The following is a 20,375-nucleotide window of genomic DNA, read 5'->3' as shown; positions in this document are numbered from 1 at the left end:
ACGCCAGCACACGGGCCGGACGGTCGCGCAAGCGGCCGACCGGCCCGTGTCTTCATGCGGCTTGCATCAGAACGTGATCGTCGTGCGTACCCCGACCACCGTTTCGTCGCCGATGCGTGCGCCAGCCGCGTTCGGGTTCGGGATGCCGCCGCCCGGGCGGAAGAAGTGCTGCAGGTCGGCCTGCACCTGCCACCACGGCGCGACCTGGTACTGGTAGGTCGCTTCGACGACCGTCTCCGCGCGGCGCACCGGATAGCCGGGCGTCGTGTACACGCCGGTGTCGCCGTCGAGGCCGCGCGCACGCGAGCCGATCTTCGCGTAGCCGACCGCGATACCGGCGACGTCGTTGTCGCGTCCCTTGAACGGCGCCTTCAGCGTCACGCCTGCGTTGGCGGCGAAATCGACGATATTGCGATCGCCCGGCGAGCCCATCACGCGCGCGAACACGCCGACCGAGCGCGGGCTGTCGGCCGACGGCCGCCACACCATCTGGTCCGCGACCGCGTAGAACCCGTAGTTGCCGCGATGCGTGGCGGGCGTGCCGTTGCTGGCCGGATCCGCGAGCGACAGGCCGTCGGTGCCGAAACGCGGATCGTTCGCGTGCTGCGACTGATACCAGAAGCCGAGCTTGTACGTACCGGGCAAGCCGGCCGGTTGCGGCGCCTTCGGGTCGGCGGGCGGCGCGTTCAGCGCGTACTGCACTTCGCCGATCACGAACGCGCCGCTGCGCAGGTTGAAGTTGGTGCCGTGTGCGTTCAGCACCTGCGCGTCGCCGTCGGTGCGGCCGGCCGGATTGCCGTCGAACACGCCGATCATCGCGGTCCACGCGTCGGCCGGCTTCACGCGCAGCCGTACGCCGAGCGACGACAGCGGATACGCGGCGCCGCCGGCCGGCAGGTCGGTGGACGGCAGCACGGGCCAGCCGAACGTCGCGTTCATGAACGTCGCCGCGTTCTGGCTCACCATGAATTCCTGGTCGACGCTCTGCTGGCCGACCTTCACGTCGACCTTGCCGTCGAGCAACGACTGCTGGTACCAGAGTTCCCACAGGCGCGTGGTCGAGTTCGCTTCGATGCCGGTTGCGGTCTGCAGCGTCTGCAGGTAGCGCTGCGTGAGGCTGGTGCCGTGGATCTGCAGTCCCGACACGTTGAACGTGCCGCCCGGCAGGCCGATCGCCTTGCCGGTATCGACGTCGAAACCGAATTGCGTGAGCCCCTGGTACGCGCCGCCGCGATTCGTGCCGCCGGACGTGTTGTACAGGTACTCGCTGGTTTCCTGCAGGCTCAGCGTGACGCCGTGATCGCCGAGCAAATCGCGCAGGCCGCCCATGTTGCCGAGCAGGTTCGAACGCTCCCAGAGACCGGTGGGGGCGGGCGCGGCAGCATCGGCGGCCTGTTGTGCGGGAGCGGCGGCGTCGCTGGCGCCGGCCGCCGGTTCGGCTGCGGCCGGCGACGACGCCTGCGCGAATGCGGAGGTGGCGGCGAGCGACAGCAGCAGCGTGGCGAGCGCGTTGGCGCGGAGCTTGCACGGGACAGGTTCGAGATGATTCTTCATGTGGGCTCCGTTGGCGGTTTGATTAGTTAAGCTGACGAAATGAAGACGCGATGCACGAAACGTGGCGAGACGTTCGTGCGGCGGTCCAGGGTGCGTGGCTCAGCCGCGCGGCGACGGGTTACGGCAGCCAGCCGCCGACGCGCCACACCTGCGCGAAGCCGAGGCGCGACGCGGCCGAGCACAGCAGCGCGGCGAGCACGACCGCGGCCGCCATCGCGGCGACCAGCACGCAGTCGAGCGGGCGCGGCGTCGCCGGCACGTGGGCGAGCGCCATGCCGCGCCAGTTGCTGAACGCGTGGGCGAGCGGCGAGAGGCCGGAAGCGAACGAGCGGTCGCACGCGACGTGCACGATGCGCTTGAGTCTGAGCGCGAAGGATTGAATGAACATGACGCTGCCTCCGTCCGGTCCGGCACAGGCCGGACGACGTGATCGAGCGCGGGCGCATGACGCGACCTGCGATCGGAGGGTGGAACGTAACGGAGCGTGCGACTGGCGAGGCGGCGATGGCCGGCCCGGGAGGAAGCGCGCTAACCCGGCGAATGCGAGCTAGCGGCGAAAGACATGCGTCTGGCTGCTATCTCGCGATGGCTTGGCCGGCCTGGACCGGCATCGAACTGCAACTAGAGCATGTGTCCACGGAGGGACTCCCTTGATGAATTGGGGCGGATTGTAGTCGCGACTTTTGCTGCGGTGCAAGCAAAAAAGCACAAAAGATGACGTCTGTGGCGTGCGCGTCGCAACGGACCGCCGCGGCGCGGCGGCGATTCGGCAGGGGGCGGCAAGCGCGCGCGGCGGGATGCCGCGTCGTTGTTCGCACGCATCGTTGCGTGACCGCATCGTGACGCGCTGAAAGGTTCCGGTACGCCATTTCAAGGGCAAATCTTTCAGTGGCGGAAAGCGGGAAATTTATTTCGAGAAATGGGGTTGGGAGGGGTTGACTTCACTTTCGGGCGGTCCATAGAATCCGCCATCTTCACTCTTGGGGCCGCCGCCTTGGACGCTTGCAGTAGTCGATCTTCGAACGAAATTTCCGCCTGAGCGACCGACGTCCGCGCCTCATCGAAGCCGCCGTTTGTCTCCCAGGCAAACGGTGCGCGCAGCAGTATTCCGCAGCAAATTCCTACGTGCACCCTGATTCGCGCCGGTTAGCGTGATGCGTTTTCGCATGCGTTGCCCGGTTTCACCGCCGCCCGGCAGGCGGCCGCGTTCGCGCAGGCCTTTTTCCGGCTCGCGAATGGCGGCCCGCAGGCCTGACGGCGGTCAACCGTGTTTTCCGGAACACCGCACAGGAGTTGCCATGAACGACAGTGACAGTTGTCCCTTATGCCCGTTGCACACACAGACCCTTTTGAACCCGGGTCGCAGGGACAATCCGGCCGACTAGCCTGGCACGTCGTTCAGGCCCCGGACTGGCCCCGCACCCACCACGCGGCCGGCACGCCTGCCGTCGCCGCACGGAGCCAGACCATGAACTTCGGCCTTCTGCTGTCGAACTTTCCGCACGTCACGGAATCGCGCAATCACTACGACACGATGCTGACGCTCGATGCCCGTCCGCGGGTGTTCTCCCGCCTGCTGAACCAGCTGAAATCGTTGATCCACTGAAAGAAGCGCCGAGCGCGCCTCGGCATGCGCACGCGCGCCCGCCTTCGAGCGGCCGCCCCGTGCGCATTCCAAGGTCACACGCTTATCGAATCGAATAACCCTTAGCCGTACGGAACACATCATGTCCACGCCATCCAACGTCTCTCCACCGATCGCCGCCGAACGCAGCGCCGTGCTCGACGAAGCACACCTGGGCGACATCCGCGGTGCACTCGGCACGATCTCGCACCACGACACCGGTGCGCGCGGCTCGTGGTGGGCGCGCCTGCGCACGCTGCTCGCGATCATCGGCCCGGGCCTGATCGTGATGGTCGGCGACAACGACGCCGGTGCATTCGGCACCTACACGCAGGCCGGCCAGAACTACGGCACGACGCTGCTGTGGACGTTGCTGCTGCTCGTGCCCGTGCTGTACGTGAACCAGGAAATGGTGCTGCGCCTCGGCGCGGTCACGGGCGTCGGCCATGCGCGCCTGATCTTCGAACGCTTCGGCAAGTTCTGGGGTGCGTTCAGCGTGATCGACCTGTTCCTGCTCAATGCGCTGACCATCGTCACCGAGTTCATCGGCATCACGTTCGTGCTGGATTTCTTCGGGCTGCCGAAGGTGGCTGGCGTGTGCGTGGCCGCCGCGTTGACGATGGCCGCGGTGAGTACGGGCGATTTCCGGCGCTTCGAGCGATTCGCGATCGGGCTGTGCGTGTTGAGCCTGCTGCTCGTGCCGGTGCTCGTGTCGATCCATCCGCCCGTCGCGCAGATGTCGCGCGATTTCTTCGTGCCGAACTGGCCCACGCACGCGAAACTGTCGGACGTGATGCTGCTCGTGATCGGCATCGTCGGCACGACGGTAGCGCCCTGGCAGCTGTTCTTCCAGCAGAGCTACGTGATCGACAAGCGCATCACGCCGCGCTTCATGAAGTACGAGAAGGCCGACCTGTGGATCGGCATCGCGTTCGTGCTGGTCGGCGCGGTGGCCATGATCGGTTTCAGCGCCGCGCTGTTCAACGGCCATCCGGAAGCCGGCAACTTCACCGATGCGGGCGGCATCATCGCGGGCCTCGAGAAGTATGCGGGCCGTACGAGCGCGACGCTGTTCGCGATCGCGCTGCTCGACGCATGCATCATCGGTGCGGCAGCGGTGTCGCTGTCGACCGCGTATGCGATCGGCGACGTGTTCAAGATCCGTCACTCGCTGCATCGCGGCGTGACCGACGCGAAGGGCTTCTATCTCGTCTATTTCGGCATCGTCGCGGCCGCGGCCACGCTCGTGCTGATTCCGGGCAGCCCGCTCGGCCTGCTGACCGAAGCCGTGCAGACGCTGGCCGGCGTGCTGCTGCCGAGCGCGACGGTGTTCCTGCTCGTGCTGTGCAACGACCGCCAGGTGCTCGGCCCGTGGATCAACTCGACGAAGCTCAACGTGTTTACGGGCGCGGTGATCTGGGTACTCGTGCTGCTGTCGATCATCCTGACCGCATCGGTGATGTATCCGGATATCAGCGGCGAGGCGATCGTCGACGTGCTGGTGGGCGGCACCGTGCTCGCGATCGCGGGCTATCTCGCGACGGTCCTGATTCGCCGCAACAAGCGCGTGGTCGAGCCGGCGCTCGATCGCTCGCTGCGCGACACGTGGCGCATGCCGCCGCTCGATACGCTCGAGCCGCAGAACATGACGGTTGCGACGCGGATCTGGATGGCCGTGCTGCGCGGCTATCTCGTGATCGCGGTCGGCCTCGTGATCGTGAAGGTCGTCCAGATGACGCTGCTGAAGTAACGCGGGACGTTTGACAGGAAGCGGCGCCGGACCCGGCACCGCGCCGCAACCCGTGCATGCCGGCCCGCGAGGCCGGCATGTGCGTTTACGCGTTCGCTTTCACGAAGCGGCGCGGCGCTCAGATCAACTCGAGCTTCGACGTCAGGTAGGTGAGCTGGATCCGGTTCGCGACGCCGAAGCGCTTGCGCAGCTTGCGCAGGTGATAGTCGACGTTGTGCGCGCTGGTGTCGAGGCGCCGGCCGATCTCCTTGTCGGATGCGCCTTCGGCGATGCCGAGCAGCAGTTCCTGTTCGAACGGCGTGAGCCCGTTCACCGCGCGCTCGCGCGACGTCGAGATCAGTTGCGGCGAGGCGAACTTGTGTACCGACAGCCCGATCGACAGCGCCTGCTCGATCGTCGCCGGCGTAATCCATTCGCGCGTGCGGCGCGGCGCGGTGAAGCTCATGAACGCATGCAGCCGCGTGCCGGGCACGGCCATCGAATACATGATGCCGCTGCACATCCCGTCGTCCTGCATCGTCTGCAGGAAGCCGTCGAGCGCGGCCGGGCTCACGTACGGCGCGTCGTCGCGTTCGCGGTGATCGCGGCGCAGCTGCTGAAGGTCCCACACGATCGGCATGTTGCACACGCGCGCGCCGAGCGTGCGCGGATCGACGTCGTGGTGGTTGTGCCGCACGTAGTCGCCGCGATAGGTGGCCGGCGTGAACGCTTCGTGCAGGTAGAGACTTTCGACACGGTCGCGCGCGAATTCGAGCGCAAAGTACGCGAACGTCGAGAAGCCCGTCAGGTGCAACAGGCTCGTGACGATCCGGTTGCGCTCGGCCGTGCTCTGCGCGTGCGCGAGCGTATCGGCGACGCCGAGCTTCGGCGCGTGCGGCTGCGGGACGTCGCCGCGCTTCACGTCGTCGCACCAGACGACCTGCACGGCGCGCTCGCGCAGCGCATCCGCGCAGGCATTCGACCCGCGCGACGGACGCGGAAAGGTTGGGGCGACCGCTTCTTCATGCAATGCAATATCGGACATGAGCCATCCCTCGGAATCGACGCGCATCGCCTGGCGGCGTCCGTATCGTGTACGGCATTCGCGGCGGTGCGATCGAGCATCGTTTTTGATATGCGCCGATCGTCATCCCTGACGAAACGCGGGGGCATTGTACAAAAATGCCCGTAAATGCGTAATATGCCGTAATACGAATGGCGGCGGAAGGTTCATATTCGCACGCATATAACGTCGACCAGAAAATCATAAAGAAAAGACCAGAACGTGACGGGGCGCAGTTCCACATATTGGGAAAGGGGCGGGCTCCTCATGACATATGCTGACGGCGCACCACGCGTCGAATGGTTCTCACAAGCCGATATTGCAGCGGCTGCCGCTTATTCGAACGAATATCAGGCAATCGAGCGCGACGTTTTTACCGGCATTCAAATCGGGTCCGGTAAAAGCGACCTCGCGCCGATCGATTTCGCGCAGTGCCATGCGCGATTGCGGCAAATCGGTTTCAGTACGCTCGGTTACGGCGCGTACGAAATGATCGGGCGGCGCATTCTGTGCGCGCATTTGCTGCGCGACCTCGCGCCGGCGACATTCATGCAGCCGTTTATCGAAGGAATGCTCTACGAGAGCGACCCGCGTTTCGCGCAGGTGCGGCAGAGCGGCTTTCCGGTCGCGTGGCGGCTCGACGAGATCGAGGCGGCCGCGCAGGGCAGCGGCGACCGCAAGGTGCTGGCGCTTGCCGGCCATCTGCGTGCGCACGCAATGAACAGCGGCGTGATCTTCAGTCTGTCGGCGCCGCGCCTCGACCTGCGCGTCGCGGTGAACGTCACGTCGGAGACGCACGGTACCGAATGGATCGACGATCGCGTGGTCGGCGGTGCACTGTCGGTCAGCCTCGCCGTGCATCGCGTCGCGCTGCCGTTCCTCGAGGCGCGCATCGCGCGCATGCGCGGCTTCGCGCTCGGCGACGAGCAGCAGCAGGTGCTCGATCGCCTCGTGCACGGGCTGTCCGACCAGGAGATCGCGAGCGCGCTGCGCACGTCGCTGCACAAGGTCGGCCACCACATCCGTTCGCTCGAGAAACTCTTCAACGTGCAGAACCGCGCGCAACTTGCGTACCTCGCCGCGCGGCGCCTGTAACCCTCGCCTGACGCGCCGCTGACGCGCACGCCGGCGGCCCGGCGCGCAATGGAAGCGGTTCCGGCGGCGCGTGCCCGAGCGTGCCGCCGGGTTTCGTAGTCCGATTCGATCGTCGCCGGAAAACGCGCTTTCACGCTACGAGGCGCATCCCCTTTTCCATCGTTTCCCGTCGCTACACTCGTCCCATTCAACGGTCCGCGCGGCAGGGGGCAGGATTGCCCGTGCCAGCCGGCGATAACGACAGGACAACGGCACGATGGCAGAACCGAAGGCGCTCCCACGCGACTGGCAGCGGTTGTTTTCCGCCGGCCGCGGCGTGTCCGGACGGCGTCTCGGAGGCGCGTCGCCGCGCGCCGACCTGTTTATCGCGGCGTTCATCATCGCGGTCGTCGCGCTGTTCATCCTGCCGCTGCCGCAGGCCGCGCTCGACGGGATGATCTCGCTGAACCTGGCCGCGAGCGTCGTACTGCTGACGGTATCGACCTACGTGCCGTCGGCGGTCAGCTTCTCGTCGTTTCCTGCCTTGCTGCTGTTCACGACGCTGTTCCGGCTCGCGCTGAACATCGCGTCGTGCAAGCTGATCCTGCTGCACGCGAACGCGGGCCACGTGATCGATGCGTTCGGGCGGCTCGTGGTCGGCAACAACGTCGTGGTGGGCGGCGTGGTGTTCCTCGTGATCGCCGTCGTGCAGTTCATCGTGATCGCGAAAGGGTCGGAGCGGGTGGCGGAAGTCGGCGCGCGCTTCTCGCTCGACGCGATGCCGGGCAAGCAGATGAGCATCGACGCCGACCTGCGCGCGGGCATCATCAGTGCCGACGAAGCGCGCGAGCGCCGCGAGAAGCTCGAGCAGGAGTCGCAGATGCACGGCGCGATGGACGGCGCGATGAAGTTCGTGAAGGGCGACGCGATCGCGGGCCTCGTGATCGCGTTCATCAACATCGTCGCGGGGATCGCGGTCGGCACGCTGATGCACGGGATGGATATCGGCCAGGCGCTGCAGCGTTACGCGATCCTGACGGTCGGCGACGGGATGGCTTCGCAGATTCCGTCGCTGCTGGTGTCGATCGCGGCCGGCATCGTGACGACCCGCGTCGCGACGCGCGATGCGCGGCAGCGCCAGCTCGGCGAACAGCTCGGCGAGCAGCTGGGTGCGCATCCGCGTGCGCTGCTGATCGCGGCGGTCGTGCTGAGCGGCTTCCTCGTCGTGCCCGGTTTCCCGAAATGGTCGTTCGCGCTGATCGCGATCGGCCTCGGCGTGTTCGCGTTCTCGCAGCTCAAGCGCAAGACGGCCGCGCCGAGTTTCAACCTGATCCAGATCGCGGGGCGTGTCGGCGCGGCCGACGACGGTCAGCCCGCGAAGGTATCGCATGCGGCCGGCGTCACGTCGCTGATCGCGGTGTCGCTGTCCGACGACCTGCGCACGGGCCTGAATCTCGCGCAGCTGCAGGCCGCGCTGTCGAGCGCGAAAGCGCGCGTCGATGCGGACATCGGCACGGTGTTCCCGCGCATCACGCTGAACGATGACGAAGGCGCGGCGGAAGGCACCTACCGGATCTATCTGCAGGACGTGCTCGCCGCGCACGGCGCGCTGAAGCCGGGCTGGCTGCTGTGGGACGGCGTCGCGCCGCTGCCCGAGCGCGCGGAGCGCCAGCCGGCCGAGGCATTCGGCCCGTTCGCGACCGCGCTGTGGATCAAGCCCGACGGCACCGCGCCGGACGGCAAGTGGCTGTCGAGCGAAAGCGCGCTCGCCGCGCACGTCGAGCAGATCGTGCGCCAGCATGCGGACGAACTGCTCGGGATCCAGGAAACACAGGCGCTCGTGCATCTGGTGCGCCGCGAGCACCCGGAACTCGTGGGCGAGCTGACGCGGCTCGTGCCGCTGCAGCGCGTGACCGAGGTGCTGCGCCGGCTGCTTGCCGAGCAGGTGCCGATCCGCAATTTGCGCGTGATCTTCGAAAGCCTGATCACGTGGGCGCCGAACGAACCGGACGACGCGATCGCGCTGGTCGAGCTCGTGCGCGTCGACCTGCGCCGGATGATCACCGACCGCCACGCGGGCACGACGCGCCAGCTGCGGGTCGTGCTGTTCGAGCAGAACCTGCAGGAACGGATCGAGAGCGCGGTGATGCGCACGAAGCAGGGCAATTTCCTCGCGCTGTCGAGCGCGGTGAAGCAGGACATCGGCGAGCAGGTGCGCGCGATCGTCCAGGCCGCGCAGGCGGCGGGCCCCGGCGGCCATGGCAATGCGCAGGGCGCGGTGCGGCTCGCGGTGATGGTCGCGCTCGGCGCGCGCCGCTACGTGAAGACGATCCTGCAGCCCGTGCTGCCCGACCTCGCGGTGCTGTCGTACCAGGAAGTCGAGGAGGACGTGCAGTTGCATACGGTCGGCTGGGTCAAGAACCCGCCGGACGACGGCACGGTCGGCGCAGGCGCCGACGTGCGTGTGCCGGGAGCCGTGCAATGACGAGCTCGACGATCCTCGACCTGACGCGCCAGGCGCTGATGCTCGTGCTGCTGCTGTCGCTGCCGATCGTGCTGATCGCCACCGTCACGGGCCTCGTCGTCGCGATCCTGCAGGCCGTCACGCAGGTGCAGGACGCCAACATCGGCATCGCGGTGCGGTTGATCGCCGTGATGGTCGCACTCGTGCTGCTGTCGGCCTGGCTCGGCGGCGAAGTGCTGCGCTTCGCGCAGCAGGCGCTGGAACGCATGTTCGTTTCTTCCACAGGAGTCTATTGATGCGTCGACGCGTCGCCCCGATCCGGTTTCAATCGCGCAGCCTGCAACGGGCCGCGCTTGCCATGTGCGCGACCGCGCTGCTCACGGCGTCGTTGTGCATGGCGCCCGCGCAGCATGCGCGGGCCGCGGACCTGCGCTGGCGCAACAAGCCGTTCACGATCGTTGCGAACGGCAAGAAGATCGGCGACTTCATCCGCGAGCTGGCGTCGTCGCAGGGCGTGACGGCAGTGGTCGACCCGAAGGTCGACGGCGTGATCAGCGGCCGCTTCTCGGGCACGCCGCAACAGACGCTCGACACGATCTGTTCGACCTACGGGCTCACGTGGTACTACGACGGCTCGTTCCTGTACGTCGATCCGGCCGACCAGTCGCAGACGCAGATGATCCCGGTCCCGCCGAATGCATCCGGTGAAATCGGCCGCGCGCTGCAGGCGATGCAGATTCCCGACAAGCGCTACACGCTCGTGATCAACGACCGCGCGAACAGCGTGTACGTGGCGGGCCCGCGCCGCTACGTCGAACTCGTGCGGCAGGCGGTCGGCTCGGTCGGCGATCCGTCGGCGAACGGGGCGCATGCGGACATTCGCGCGTTCCGGCTCAAGTACGGCTGGGCGTCGGATTTCACGATCAACCGCTCGGGCAAGGAAGTGACGGTGCCGGGCGTCGCGACGATCCTGAGCCGGCTGTTCGGCAAGGGCGGCGGCACGAACGCGCTGCCGTCGAGCACGCCGCTCGGGCAGGCCGCGCGCCAGGTGAAGCTCGGCTCGGGGCTGACGATCGCGGTGCCGCGCCTCGACTTCCCCGACATTTCCGGCGGCCCGCGTTCGGGCGGTTATGCCGGCGACAGCAGCGCGGCCGGCGGACTCTCGCCGTTCGCGAACGCCGGCGGCGGCGACGCGCTGCCGCAGATTGTCGCCGATCCGGCGATCAACGCGGTGATCGTGCGCGACCTGCCGGAGAACATGTATCGCTACCAGTCGTTGATCAACCAGCTCGACGAGCGGCCGCGCATCGTCGAGATCAACGTGACGATCATCGACATCAACGAGGATTCGCTCGACAGCCTCGGGATCGACTGGCGCCTGCACACGACGCACGGCGACGTGCAGATCGGCAACGGCGCGAATCCGCTGAACGGCAACTCGCAGTACAACGGCGCAGGCAATCCGCCGCTGACGTTCGGTGTCGGCACGTCGGAAACCGGGCAGACAGGCACCTTCCTGCCGACCGGCATTGCGTTGACCGCGTCGATCGGCGGCTCGCTGCGCAACTACCTGCTCACACGCGTGAACGCGCTCGCGCAGAAGGGGCAGGCGCAGTTGCGTTCGAAACCGAAGGTGCTCGCGCTCGACAACACCGAGGCTATCCTCGAGAACCTCACGCAGTTCTACGTGCAGGTGCAGGGCTATCAGGATTCGTCGCTGTACAGCGTGACGACCGGCACGAGCATCAAGGTGACGCCGATGATCGTCGACGAGGCGATCCGCAACGCGGCCGCCGTGTCCGGCAACCCGCAGAGCGTGATGATGTCGATCGACATCCAGGACGGCAACGTCGTGCAAGGCCAGGCCGTGTCGAACATCCCGGTGATCCAGCAGCGCAACATCGTCACCAAGTCGATGATCGACGAAGGCAAGAGCCTGCTGATCGCCGGTTTCAACGACGACGAGGTGAAGCTGAACAAGAGCGGCGTGCCCTGGCTGTCCGACATTCCGCTGATCGGCAACCTGTTCAAGTACACCGACAAGTCGGGCAACCACATGGAGCGCTTCTACCTGCTGACGCCGCGCGTGGTGACGAACGCGTCGATGTATGCGCCGGACGGCTCGCCCGTGAATCCGGGCGTGGACGGGCCGGCCAATCCGGAAGGGATGTCGATGTATCGCCCGCCGGACAACGACGTCGCGGTGCCGCTGACGCCGAAGCCGCTGCCCGGCACGAAGTTCGGCCCGCCCGCACTGCCGCCGCCGCCGAAGGACGCGGCGGCGCAGCCGGCGGCGGCGACCGCAGGAGTGACCACGCATGTCGACGACCATCATTGATCCGCACGGCGACGGCGCATTGCCCGGCGGCGCGGGGGGCGGCGCGGCGGCGCTCGCGTCGCCGTGGAACCTGTGCTTCCTGAGCGGGCCGATGTACGGCCGCACGATGTCGCTCGCGCGCGGTGCGAACTGGGTCGGCACGGCGGCCGATTGCGAAGTGATCCTGCCCGATCGCGAGATCGGCGCGAAGCAGGTGTGCCTGCAGGTCGGCGCGCTCGCGGTGACCGTGCAGAACCACGGCGGCGAGACCGGCGCGGCGGTGCTGTTCAACGACGAACCGCTCGGCGCGGGTCGCCGCTCGCTGACGCCGCACGACGTCGTGACGGTCGGTTCGATCCGGCTCGGCATCGCGCGGCATGCGCAGGCGAGCGTCGCGGTGCCCGACGCAGCCGATGCGCCGGACGCCGCGCGCGAGGCCGCGTGGCTCGGCTGGCTCACGGGCGGATTGCGCCGCCTCGGCAGCCGGCGGCTCGTGATCGCGCTGGTCGCGCTGTGGATCGGCGTGCTGCTCGGCGCGCTCGGCTACGGCTTCGTTACGTGGTCGGGGCGCCTGCCGTGGCAGCACGAATCGGTGCTCGCGCGCACGCACCGGTTGCAGCAACTGCTGCATGCGTATCCGGAGCTGGCCGTCGCGCCGCGCGACGACGGCGTGATCGTGTCGGGCTACGTCGGCGATCCGGCCGCGCGCGAACGCGTCGCGCAGATCGTCGCGGGCGTCGACAACGCGGCGCTCGGCAACATCTACGTGGTGAGCGACCTGGTCGCGACCGCGCAGACCTATTTCAGCGATACGGCGCTGACGGTCACGTATCTCGGCCGCGGCCGGATCGAACTGACGGGGGCGGCCGCGCGCGCACAGATCGAGCCGCGCATCCGCAACTACATGAAGGACGCGCGTCCGGCGCTCGAAGTCGTCGATCGCGTGCGCGATGCCGATCCGGCCGCGCCGCGCACGGCGACGACGCTTGGCGGCATGGCCGGGATTCCGGAGATCACGACGGTGTTCGCGGGCGACGGCGACCAGCGCTACATCGAGACGGCCGACGGCAGCCGCTATTTCGAAGGCGCGCGGCTGAAGGAGGGCGCGACCGTCGTGTCGATCGGCGCGGACGAAGTCGTGTTCGAACGCAACGGTCAGCGCATCACGATGCCGCTCGGCGGCCCGTCGGCGAGTGCGCCCGAGCAGGCGCCGGCACCGCCCGTGGCGCCGCTCGCGAGCGGCGCGGCCGCGGGGGTCGCGCAGCCGGTGCCGGGGCCGACGCTGTTGCCGGAGGCTGCGGCCGCCGCCGGGGCATCGAAGGAGGTGGCGCACTAGCGCCGCGACAGGTCATGCGCATCGCGCGGCGCGCGGTGCGTGCATTACGCGGGGCGTCGCAGCGGTGCGGCGGCTCACGTCGCCGGCGGGGCATGGGGCTGCCGCCGGAAGGTGGATGAAGTTCACGTCAAGGAGCGCAACATGGGTACGCAGGCAGCAGGTGGTGCAACCAACACGAACCAGGTCCAGCAGCAGGCCGACGACCTGACCAAGACGCAGCTCGAACTGACGAAGATCAACTTCCAGGTTCAGCAGTCGACGGCGACATTCGAAACCAGCAACGCAGTGACCGCGCAAGAAGGGACGGCGAACGCCCAGGTCGCGCAACACCTGAGCTCGGCCGGCCGCGCATGACGCCGGTCGCCGGCCGTGCCGCGCGTGGCCGCGCGCCGGGTTTGCCCGAGACGGGCATCCGGCGGCGGATGCGCGCGTGCCGGCCGGCCTGTTCCGGGCTGGCCCGACCGATCCGGTCCGGTGTCGGCCATTCAAGGAGGGCATGGACATGTCAGTGACAGGCGTAGGCGCGGCGCCGCCGGGCGCGGCCGCGCTCGCGAGTGCCGCGCAGCAGCAGACGGGTGCGGCGTCCGATCCGGCGCAGGTGCGCCAGTTCGATGCGCTGATGCAGCCGGGCGCATCGCCGGCCGCGCCACCGTCCGCGTCAGGCGTCGCGATGTCGCGCGCGCCGGCGGATGCGGCGCCGGCCGTGCAGATGACGCCCGCGCAGGCGAACCAGTCGTCGCTGGTCGAGCGGTTGCGCACCTACGGCAACGATCTCGATTCGCGGTACGCGAACATCGACAAGCATCGCAGCGAGATGCTGACGTCGATGGCGGACAACCGCAGCGATCCGCTGATGACGATGGTGAAGGCGATGGATTTCCAGTGGACGGCGACCACCACCATTTCGGAATACCAATTGAGCCTGTCGGTCGCGCAGGCGGCGAACGGCTTCACGCACACGGTGCTGAAGACGCAGGAGTGATGGCGCGCGTGGGCCGGATCCGGTCTCGCGCGCCCTGAAGCGGACAAACGATGACGACGATCGATTCGACGCCGCGCGCGCATGCGTGGCGCAGCCGGGCGGCGCGCGCGCTGCTCGCGGGGCTGCTCGTGCTGCTGGCCGGGTGCCAGAAGGAGCTGTACTCGGGACTGTCGGAGCGCGACGCGAACCAGATGATCGCGGTGCTCGGCGACGCGGGCATCAGCGCGTCGAAGGACAACGACGCGCGCGATACGTCGGACCGCAACGCATGGCTGGTGAGCGTCGCGGACGGCGACATGCAGCCGGCGCTCACGGTGCTGCACGCGAACGGGCTGCCGAAGCCCAGCTATGCGAGCCTCGGTGAGCTGTTCCAGAAGCAGGGCCTCGTGTCGACGCCGGCCGAGGAACGCGTGCGCTACCTGTACGGCGTGTCGCAGGACCTGTCGCGTACGCTGCAGGACATCGAGGGCGTGGTGGTCGCGCGCGTGCAGGTCGTGATTCCGGAGAACGATCCGCTCGCGGACAAGATCAAGCCGTCGTCGGCGGCCGTGTACATCCGTTACCGGCCGGGCGTCGACCTGCGCGCGATGGCGCCGATGGTCAAGGATCTCGTCGCGCACAGCATCGAAGGGCTGCAGTACGACAACGTGGCGCTGTTCCTGCAGCCGGCCGCCGTGCAGGCAACGCGCGTGGACGGGATCGGCAGCGCGGTGTCCGACATCCTGCGGCTGCGTTCGCCGCTCGGCTGGCTCGTGTTCGCGCTGATCCTGCTGACCTGCGCGGTCATCGCGCTGTCGGCCGCCCGGCGCGGGATGTTCGGCGCGCGGCTCGCGGGCCTGCTCGGTGCGCCGCGCGCAGCGAACGGTGCCGGCGGCGCGTCGCAGTCGGGCGGCGGCCTGCGCACGCCGGACGGCGCGCGCGACGGCGCATGAGCGATCCGCACGCACCGCCGCCGGGCGCCGGGCTCAACCTGACCGACGCCGCGCCACTGCCGTGGCTGCAGCCGCTCGCGGCGCCGCCCGCACCGCGCCGCGCGGCGTTCCATGCGCTCGTCTGCGACTTCAACCTGCGGCCCGACCGCTACCTGCACGTGACGCGCGTGCCGGCCGGCTGGCCCGCGGGCTACCGCTCGCCGGACGCGTTCGGCGCGGCTGGCCGCAAGCTGCTCGCGCGGCACCTGCTCGATGCGAACGGCGTGGCCGACCGGCACGACTTCGACGTCGCGAACCCGAGCGCGCGGCTCGCGCTGCTGCCGGGCGCGGCGCTCGAGCAACTGGCCGCGTATGCGGGGCTGCTGCTGCATCGCACCTGGCTGCGCGAGGCGCTGGCCGCGCGCCGCATTCGCGCGGAAGTCGCGGCGCGGCTCGGTGGCGACGCGCTGGAGCTGGCGCTCGAACGCGCGCCGGAATTCGGCGCACTGTCCGAAACGCTCGAACCGTGGCGTGCCGATCCCGCCGCGTTGCCGGTCGTGATCCGTGCACGCGGCGGGCGGTTGCTCGCGGATTTCATCGGCGTGGCCGGCGATGCGGTCGCGCGGCGCGTCCGCCTGAAATTCAACCGCGCGATCGACGATGAAGCGCCTTACTGGCTGAACCGCGCGCAGCGCGACCAGTTCGGCGAACTGATGTTCCTGTTTCTGATTCCCGAGAGGCTTGCGTCATGGGACTGGCTTTTCTGATCACGAGCGACAACCTGCAACTGCTGTCGGAGCGCAAGGTGCTCAAGGAGCGCGAATACGCGGCGCTGCTCGACGCGTCCGCGGTGATCGCGACCGCGCATGAAGAGGCCGCGCGCATCGTCGCCGACGCACAGCGCGAATTCGACAAGCGCCAGGCGGCCGGCTACGACGAAGGGATGCGCCGCGCGCAGCGCGAGCAGGCCGCGCAGGCGTACACGCAGGCACTCGCCGCCACGCGCACGATGGAGACGATGAAGGATGCGATGGCCGATATCGTCGTGAAAGCCGTGCGCGCGATCGTCGGCGAGATGAGCACGCAGAAGCTGTACGAGGCCGCGCTCGCGCGGATCGCGCCGCTCGTGCGCGACGAGGCGTTCCTGGTCGTGCATGTCGCGCCCGGCCGCAAGGACGAGATGCGCGATGCGCTCGACGGCGCGTTCGCCGGGCAGTCGAACCGCCAGAAGATCCGCATCGTCGAGGACGCGCAGCTCGAACGTCACGCGTGCACGGTCGAGACGCCGTCCGGGCGCATCGACGCGAGCCTCGACCTGCAGATCGACGCGCTGCGCCAGGCGATCCGCCGCGATGCGTTGAAGGGCGCCGCGCGATGAGCGCACCGCTCGACGATCCGCAGCCGTTCGGCAGAGAAGACGACGGCGCGCCGTTCGATCGCGGCCGCCTCGTCGGCGAGCTCGACGCGGGGCTCGCGTTCTTCTCGCCGGTGTCGGTGCAGGGGCGCGTCAATCACGCGGTCGGGCAGATCCTGAACGCGACGGGCATCCGTGCGCGCCTTGGCGAAATCTGCGAGCTGCGCACGCCGAACCAGCCGACGCTGCTCGCGGAGGTGGTCGGCTTCTCGCGGCAGACGACCTTGCTCACGCCGCTCGGCGACGTGGCGGGGCTGTCGCCGGAGACGACCGTCGTGCCGTCCGGGCGCGAGCATGTGTTTCCGGTGGGCGAAGGACTGTTCGGCCGGGTGCTGGACGGGCTCGGCCGGCCGCTCGACGATCGCGGGCCCGTGACGGGCGCCGCGTGGGTGTCGACGCAGCAGGATCCGCCGAATCCGCTCGCGCGCAAGATGATCGACACCCCGTTTCCGACCGGCGTGCGCGTGATCGACGGCCTGATGACGCTCGGCATCGGGCAGCGCGTCGGCATCTTCGCGCCGTCCGGCGTCGGCAAGAGCACGCTGCTCGGGATGATCGCGCGCGGTGCGCAGGCCGACGTGAACGTGATCGCGCTCGTCGGGGAACGCGGCCGCGAGGTGCGCGAATTCATCGAGCACAGCCTGTCGCCGGAGGTGCGCGCGCGTTCGATCGTCGTCGTGTCGACCTCCGATCGCCCCGCGATGGAGCGCGTGAAATCCGCGCTGGTCGCCACCGCGATTGCCGAGCATTTCCGCGATGCGGGCAAGCGCGTGCTGCTGCTGGTCGATTCGCTGACGCGTTTCGCCCGCGCGCAACGCGAGGTCGGCCTCGCGAGCGGCGAGCCGCCGACGCGGCGCAGCTTCCCGCCGTCGACGTTCGCGGTGCTGCCGCGCCTGCTGGAACGGGCGGGGCAGGGCGCGCACGGGTCGATCACCGCGCTCTACACGGTGCTCGTCGAAGGCGACGAGGAGTCGGATCCGATCGCGGAGGAAGTGCGCTCGATCCTCGACGGCCATATCGTGCTGTCGCGCAAGATCGCGCTCGCGAACCGCTATCCGGCGATCGACGTGCTCGCGAGCCTGTCGCGCGTGATGCCGCTCGTCGCGAGCCGCGCGCACCAGCATGCGGCCGCGCGCGTGCGCGAGCTGATCGCGAAGTACCAGGAGATCGAGCTGCTCGTGCAGATCGGCGAGTATCGCGAAGGCAGCGACCGGCTCGGCGATCTCGCGCTGCGCGCGCGCGACGCGATCGGTGCGTTCTGCGCGCAGGCGTCGACCGAGGACGTGCGTTTCGACGCGCAGCTCGCGAAGCTGATGAAGCTCGCGAACGATCATGTCTGAAGCCGACGACCGCCTCGTGCTCGCGACGCTCGCGCGCCTGAAGCGCGTGCGCGAGATGCGCAGCCAGATCGCCCGCGTCGCGGCCGCGCGCCAGCAGGGCATCGCCGCGCAGAGCCGCCGCGCGCTCGATGCCGCCCATGCGCAGCTCGCGCAGCAGGTCGCCGCGAAGGCCGCGATCCAGACGCGGCTCGCCGACGATGTGCGCGAGGCACGCGCGCTGCAGGACGCGGCGGCTGACACGCGCACGTTCGACCGCCACATCGGCAGCGCGAACGCATCGGTGAACGAGGCAGCGCACGTACATCGCGGCCACGAGGCGACGCTGGCCGACCTGCAGCGCGCCGCGCGCAAGGCGAAGGCCGCCGAGGACAAGCTCGAGAAGGCCGGCGAGAAGGCGCTGCATGCACGCGCCGCGCGGGTCGAGCGCGACGCCGACGAAGTCGCGGACGGCTACGCCGTGCGGCGTTTCGCGACGGCCGGCGCGTGGGCGGCCGGTGCGGGCGATGCAGCCGCCCATGCCGTCGCGCAGCCGGAAGCGGCCGCCGCGTTCGATGCGGAGATGACCGACGCCGCGGCGGGCACTGACGCCGGCACTGAACCCGGCACCTCCAGCCACGCCGACGATCCCGCTCCACCCGCCGTCGCGGAGCGCCGATGCTAGACCAGGCCGCGGGATTCAACGACGTCGCGGGCACGCTGCGGCCGCTGCTCTACGTGATGCCGCGCCTGTTGCCGATCATGTTCGTCGTGCCGGTGTTCAACGAGCAGATCATCACGGGCCTCGTGCGCAACGGGATCGCCGTCGTGATCGCCGCGTTCGTCGCGCCGGCGATCGATTCCGCGCAGGTGGCCGCGCTGCCGTTCCTGATGTGGTGCCTGCTCGTCGCGAAGGAAGCGGTGGTCGGCATGCTGCTCGCGGGCGCATTCAGCGCGGTGCTGTTCGCGATCCAGGGCGTCGGCTACCTGATCGACTTCCAGACCGGCAGCGGCAGCGCCGCGTTCTTCGATCCGATGGGCGGGCACGAGGGCGGCCCGACGTCGGGATTCCTCAATTTCGTCGCGATCGCGCTGTTCGTCACGGCGGGCGGCCTGCAGGTGCTCGTGCAACTGTTCGCGCAGTCGTACGCGTGGTGGCCGATCGGCTCGCTCGGCCCCGATTTCTCGTCGATGCTGCAGACCTTCATCGTGCGGCAGACCGACACGATCTTCGAATGGATGGTGAAGCTCGCCGCGCCGGTGACGATCGTGCTGGTCCTCGTCGAGCTCGGCATCGGCCTCGTCGGGCGCGCGGTGCCGCAGCTCAACATCTTCGTGTTCTCGCAACCGCTGAAGAGCGCGCTCGCGTTGCTGATGATGATGCTGTTCCTGCCGGTGGTGTATGCGTCGCTGCATTCGCTGCTGAGCCCCGACAGCGGGCTGATGGCGCTGCTGCGCGCGCTGTTCGCCGCGCACGGCGGCGGCTGAGCGCGCGGGAGCCGACATGGCCGAAAAGGACCAGAAGCCGACCGCGAAGCGCCTGCGCGAGGCGCGCGAGAAAGGCGATGTGCCGAAGAGCGCGGAAACGATTTCGTCGGCGTTCTTCGTCGGCGTGTGCGTTGCGCTCGCGGTGGGCATCGGTTCGCTGTTCGCGCGGCTGCAGGCGCTGTTCCGGCTCGTGTTCGACGCGGCCGGCGCGGCCGATCCGTCCGCGCGGATCGCGGTGCTGATCGACGGCGCCGCGCGCGACTGGGTGACGCTGTCCGCGCAGATCGTCGCGGCCGGGCTGCTGGCGGGCCTGCTCGCGGGCTTCGTGCAGGTGGGCGGCGTGATGGCGTGGAGCCGCCTCGTGCCGCAGCTGTCGCGGCTCAATCCGGCCGAGGGGATGAAGAACCTGTGGTCGCTGCGCAACCTCGTCAATCTCGCGAAGATGCTGCTGAAGACGGCGCTGCTGGTTGCGACGCTCGGCTGGCTGATCGTCGAGTCGCTCGACCCGGCGGTGCAGTCGGGTTTCACCCGGCCGGCTTCGATCCTCGCGCTGATCGTGAAGCTGCTGATGATGCTGTTCGGCTGGGCCGCGCTGATCTACATCGTGATGGCGCTGATCGACATCGTGCACCAGCGGCACGAGTTCAACCAGAAGATGAAGATGTCGATCGACGAAGTGCGGCGCGAGCACAAGGAGGACGAAGGCGATCCGCACATCGAGGCGAAGCGCCGGCAACTCGCGCGCGAAGCGCAGTTCGCGTCGCTGCCCGACCGAATCGGCTACGCGTCGGTGGTCGTGTATTCGCCGCGCGTCGCGGTCGCGCTCTATTACGGCGGGATCGGCACGCTGCCGTGGGTGCTCGCGCGCGGCGAGGGCGACGCGGCCGAACGGATCGTGCGGCTCGCACGCGACGCGTTGCGCCCGACGCTCGCGAACGTCGGGCTCGCGCAGGCGCTGTACGAGACGACGCCCGAGAACGGCACGATCCAGGCGCAGCATTTCCGCGAGGTCGCGCAGTTGCTGAAATGGGCGACCGGCGCGGGGTGACGCGCGTGGCGGGTCTTCTTGAATGCCGCCCCTTTTTTCCGCTGTGCCAGGCGCC

General features: G+C 68.7%; 19 protein-coding genes. 16 read left to right on the top strand and 3 right to left on the bottom strand.

Annotated features, from left to right (window positions below):
* Nucleotides 1–66 precede the first annotated feature (66 nt).
* Nucleotides 67–1,554, bottom strand: a complete 1,488-nt coding sequence (locus HWX87_RS26100; RefSeq protein ID WP_176049968.1) for a carbohydrate porin — start codon at nt 1,552–1,554, stop codon at nt 67–69.
* A gap of 118 nt (nt 1,555–1,672) precedes the next feature.
* Nucleotides 1,673–1,942, bottom strand: a complete 270-nt coding sequence (locus tag HWX87_RS26095) for a hypothetical protein (RefSeq protein ID WP_176049967.1) — start codon at nt 1,940–1,942, stop codon at nt 1,673–1,675.
* A 1,080-nt stretch (nt 1,943–3,022) separates the two neighbouring features.
* Between HWX87_RS26095 and HWX87_RS26090 the strand changes: the two genes are divergently transcribed.
* The gene (locus tag HWX87_RS26090) at nt 3,023–3,160 is read left to right on the top strand and encodes a hypothetical protein (protein ID WP_176049966.1); all 138 of its coding nucleotides are present in this window, start codon (nt 3,023–3,025) and stop codon (nt 3,158–3,160) included.
* 121 nt (nt 3,161–3,281) lie between these two features.
* Entirely contained in the window at nt 3,282–4,928 is a 1,647-nt protein-coding gene (locus HWX87_RS26085; protein ID WP_176049965.1) for an Nramp family divalent metal transporter, read from the top strand.
* 118 nt (nt 4,929–5,046) lie between these two features.
* Here the strand turns inward: HWX87_RS26085 and HWX87_RS26080 are convergent, their stop codons facing one another.
* Nucleotides 5,047–5,952, bottom strand: coding sequence for a LuxR family transcriptional regulator (locus HWX87_RS26080; RefSeq protein ID WP_176049964.1), 906 nt, complete (start codon nt 5,950–5,952; stop codon nt 5,047–5,049).
* Nucleotides 5,953–6,237: 285 nt separating this feature from the next.
* Between HWX87_RS26080 and HWX87_RS26075 the strand changes: the two genes are divergently transcribed.
* From HWX87_RS26075 to HWX87_RS26010, 14 genes are all read left to right on the top strand, one after another.
* Complete coding sequence (locus tag HWX87_RS26075) at nt 6,238–7,065, top strand: autoinducer binding domain-containing protein (RefSeq protein ID WP_176049963.1); 828 nt, start codon at nt 6,238–6,240, stop codon at nt 7,063–7,065.
* A 256-nt stretch (nt 7,066–7,321) separates the two neighbouring features.
* Nucleotides 7,322–9,529, top strand: a complete 2,208-nt coding sequence (gene sctV, locus HWX87_RS26070) for a type III secretion system export apparatus subunit SctV (RefSeq protein ID WP_176049962.1) — start codon at nt 7,322–7,324, stop codon at nt 9,527–9,529.
* Complete coding sequence (gene sctS / locus HWX87_RS26065) at nt 9,526–9,804, top strand: type III secretion system export apparatus subunit SctS (RefSeq protein WP_176049961.1); 279 nt, start codon at nt 9,526–9,528, stop codon at nt 9,802–9,804. The genes sctV and sctS overlap by 4 nt, the downstream gene beginning before the upstream one ends.
* Nucleotides 9,804–11,846: a type III secretion system outer membrane ring subunit SctC gene (sctC, locus tag HWX87_RS26060; RefSeq protein WP_176049960.1), complete on the top strand. Its 2,043-nt coding sequence runs from the start codon at nt 9,804–9,806 to the stop codon at nt 11,844–11,846. The genes sctS and sctC overlap by 1 nt, the downstream gene beginning before the upstream one ends.
* Nucleotides 11,827–13,161: a type III secretion system inner membrane ring subunit SctD gene (gene sctD / locus HWX87_RS26055; protein ID WP_176049959.1), complete on the top strand. Its 1,335-nt coding sequence runs from the start codon at nt 11,827–11,829 to the stop codon at nt 13,159–13,161. The genes sctC and sctD overlap by 20 nt, the downstream gene beginning before the upstream one ends.
* A gap of 141 nt (nt 13,162–13,302) precedes the next feature.
* Nucleotides 13,303–13,515: a hypothetical protein gene (locus tag HWX87_RS26050; RefSeq protein WP_034180511.1), complete on the top strand. Its 213-nt coding sequence runs from the start codon at nt 13,303–13,305 to the stop codon at nt 13,513–13,515.
* A 148-nt stretch (nt 13,516–13,663) separates the two neighbouring features.
* Entirely contained in the window at nt 13,664–14,143 is a 480-nt protein-coding gene (locus HWX87_RS26045; RefSeq protein ID WP_176049958.1) for a hypothetical protein, read from the top strand.
* Between the two features lie 50 nt (nt 14,144–14,193).
* A complete protein-coding gene (gene sctJ, locus HWX87_RS26040; RefSeq protein WP_176049957.1) occupies nt 14,194–15,075 on the top strand; it encodes a type III secretion inner membrane ring lipoprotein SctJ in 882 nt (293 codons plus the stop codon).
* Entirely contained in the window at nt 15,072–15,821 is a 750-nt protein-coding gene (locus HWX87_RS26035) for a SctK family type III secretion system sorting platform protein (protein WP_176049956.1), read from the top strand. The genes sctJ and HWX87_RS26035 overlap by 4 nt, the downstream gene beginning before the upstream one ends.
* On the top strand, nt 15,803–16,432 hold the full coding sequence (gene sctL, locus HWX87_RS26030) for a type III secretion system stator protein SctL (RefSeq protein WP_124449655.1): 630 nt from the start codon (nt 15,803–15,805) through the stop codon (nt 16,430–16,432). The genes HWX87_RS26035 and sctL overlap by 19 nt, the downstream gene beginning before the upstream one ends.
* Nucleotides 16,429–17,808, top strand: coding sequence for a type III secretion system ATPase SctN (gene sctN, locus HWX87_RS26025; protein WP_176049955.1), 1,380 nt, complete (start codon nt 16,429–16,431; stop codon nt 17,806–17,808). Before sctL ends, sctN begins: the two co-directional genes overlap by 4 nt.
* Entirely contained in the window at nt 17,801–18,469 is a 669-nt protein-coding gene (locus tag HWX87_RS26020) for a hypothetical protein (RefSeq protein ID WP_176049954.1), read from the top strand. Before sctN ends, HWX87_RS26020 begins: the two co-directional genes overlap by 8 nt.
* Entirely contained in the window at nt 18,463–19,272 is an 810-nt protein-coding gene (gene sctT / locus HWX87_RS26015; protein WP_176049953.1) for a type III secretion system export apparatus subunit SctT, read from the top strand. The genes HWX87_RS26020 and sctT overlap by 7 nt, the downstream gene beginning before the upstream one ends.
* 16 nt (nt 19,273–19,288) lie before the next feature.
* Nucleotides 19,289–20,320, top strand: a complete 1,032-nt coding sequence (locus tag HWX87_RS26010) for an EscU/YscU/HrcU family type III secretion system export apparatus switch protein (protein ID WP_176049952.1) — start codon at nt 19,289–19,291, stop codon at nt 20,318–20,320.
* The last annotated feature ends 55 nt before the right edge of the window (nt 20,321–20,375 follow it).

This window comes from Burkholderia sp. BCC1644 (assembly GCF_902833225.1).
Taxonomy (GTDB): Bacteria; Pseudomonadota; Gammaproteobacteria; order Burkholderiales; family Burkholderiaceae; genus Burkholderia.
This window is presented reverse-complemented; position numbering and strand designations above follow the sequence as displayed.

Excerpts from the sequence above, each read along its gene's own strand:
- HWX87_RS26100 (WP_176049968.1), bottom strand. The coding sequence starts at position 1,554 with ATGAAGAATCATCTCGAACCTGTCCCGTGCAAGCTCCGCGCCAACGCG.
- HWX87_RS26095 (WP_176049967.1), bottom strand. The coding sequence starts at position 1,942 with ATGTTCATTCAATCCTTCGCGCTCAGACTCAAGCGCATCGTGCACGTC.
- HWX87_RS26090 (WP_176049966.1), top strand. The coding sequence starts at position 3,023 with ATGAACTTCGGCCTTCTGCTGTCGAACTTTCCGCACGTCACGGAATCG.
- HWX87_RS26085 (WP_176049965.1), top strand. The coding sequence starts at position 3,282 with ATGTCCACGCCATCCAACGTCTCTCCACCGATCGCCGCCGAACGCAGC.
- HWX87_RS26080 (WP_176049964.1), bottom strand. The coding sequence starts at position 5,952 with ATGTCCGATATTGCATTGCATGAAGAAGCGGTCGCCCCAACCTTTCCG.
- HWX87_RS26075 (WP_176049963.1), top strand. The coding sequence starts at position 6,238 with ATGACATATGCTGACGGCGCACCACGCGTCGAATGGTTCTCACAAGCC.
- sctV (WP_176049962.1), top strand. The coding sequence starts at position 7,322 with ATGGCAGAACCGAAGGCGCTCCCACGCGACTGGCAGCGGTTGTTTTCC.
- sctS (WP_176049961.1), top strand. The coding sequence starts at position 9,526 with ATGACGAGCTCGACGATCCTCGACCTGACGCGCCAGGCGCTGATGCTC.
- sctC (WP_176049960.1), top strand. The coding sequence starts at position 9,804 with ATGCGTCGACGCGTCGCCCCGATCCGGTTTCAATCGCGCAGCCTGCAA.
- sctD (WP_176049959.1), top strand. The coding sequence starts at position 11,827 with ATGTCGACGACCATCATTGATCCGCACGGCGACGGCGCATTGCCCGGC.
- HWX87_RS26050 (WP_034180511.1), top strand. The coding sequence starts at position 13,303 with ATGGGTACGCAGGCAGCAGGTGGTGCAACCAACACGAACCAGGTCCAG.
- HWX87_RS26045 (WP_176049958.1), top strand. The coding sequence starts at position 13,664 with ATGTCAGTGACAGGCGTAGGCGCGGCGCCGCCGGGCGCGGCCGCGCTC.
- sctJ (WP_176049957.1), top strand. The coding sequence starts at position 14,194 with ATGACGACGATCGATTCGACGCCGCGCGCGCATGCGTGGCGCAGCCGG.
- HWX87_RS26035 (WP_176049956.1), top strand. The coding sequence starts at position 15,072 with ATGAGCGATCCGCACGCACCGCCGCCGGGCGCCGGGCTCAACCTGACC.
- sctL (WP_124449655.1), top strand. The coding sequence starts at position 15,803 with ATGGGACTGGCTTTTCTGATCACGAGCGACAACCTGCAACTGCTGTCG.
- sctN (WP_176049955.1), top strand. The coding sequence starts at position 16,429 with ATGAGCGCACCGCTCGACGATCCGCAGCCGTTCGGCAGAGAAGACGAC.
- HWX87_RS26020 (WP_176049954.1), top strand. The coding sequence starts at position 17,801 with ATGTCTGAAGCCGACGACCGCCTCGTGCTCGCGACGCTCGCGCGCCTG.
- sctT (WP_176049953.1), top strand. The coding sequence starts at position 18,463 with ATGCTAGACCAGGCCGCGGGATTCAACGACGTCGCGGGCACGCTGCGG.
- HWX87_RS26010 (WP_176049952.1), top strand. The coding sequence starts at position 19,289 with ATGGCCGAAAAGGACCAGAAGCCGACCGCGAAGCGCCTGCGCGAGGCG.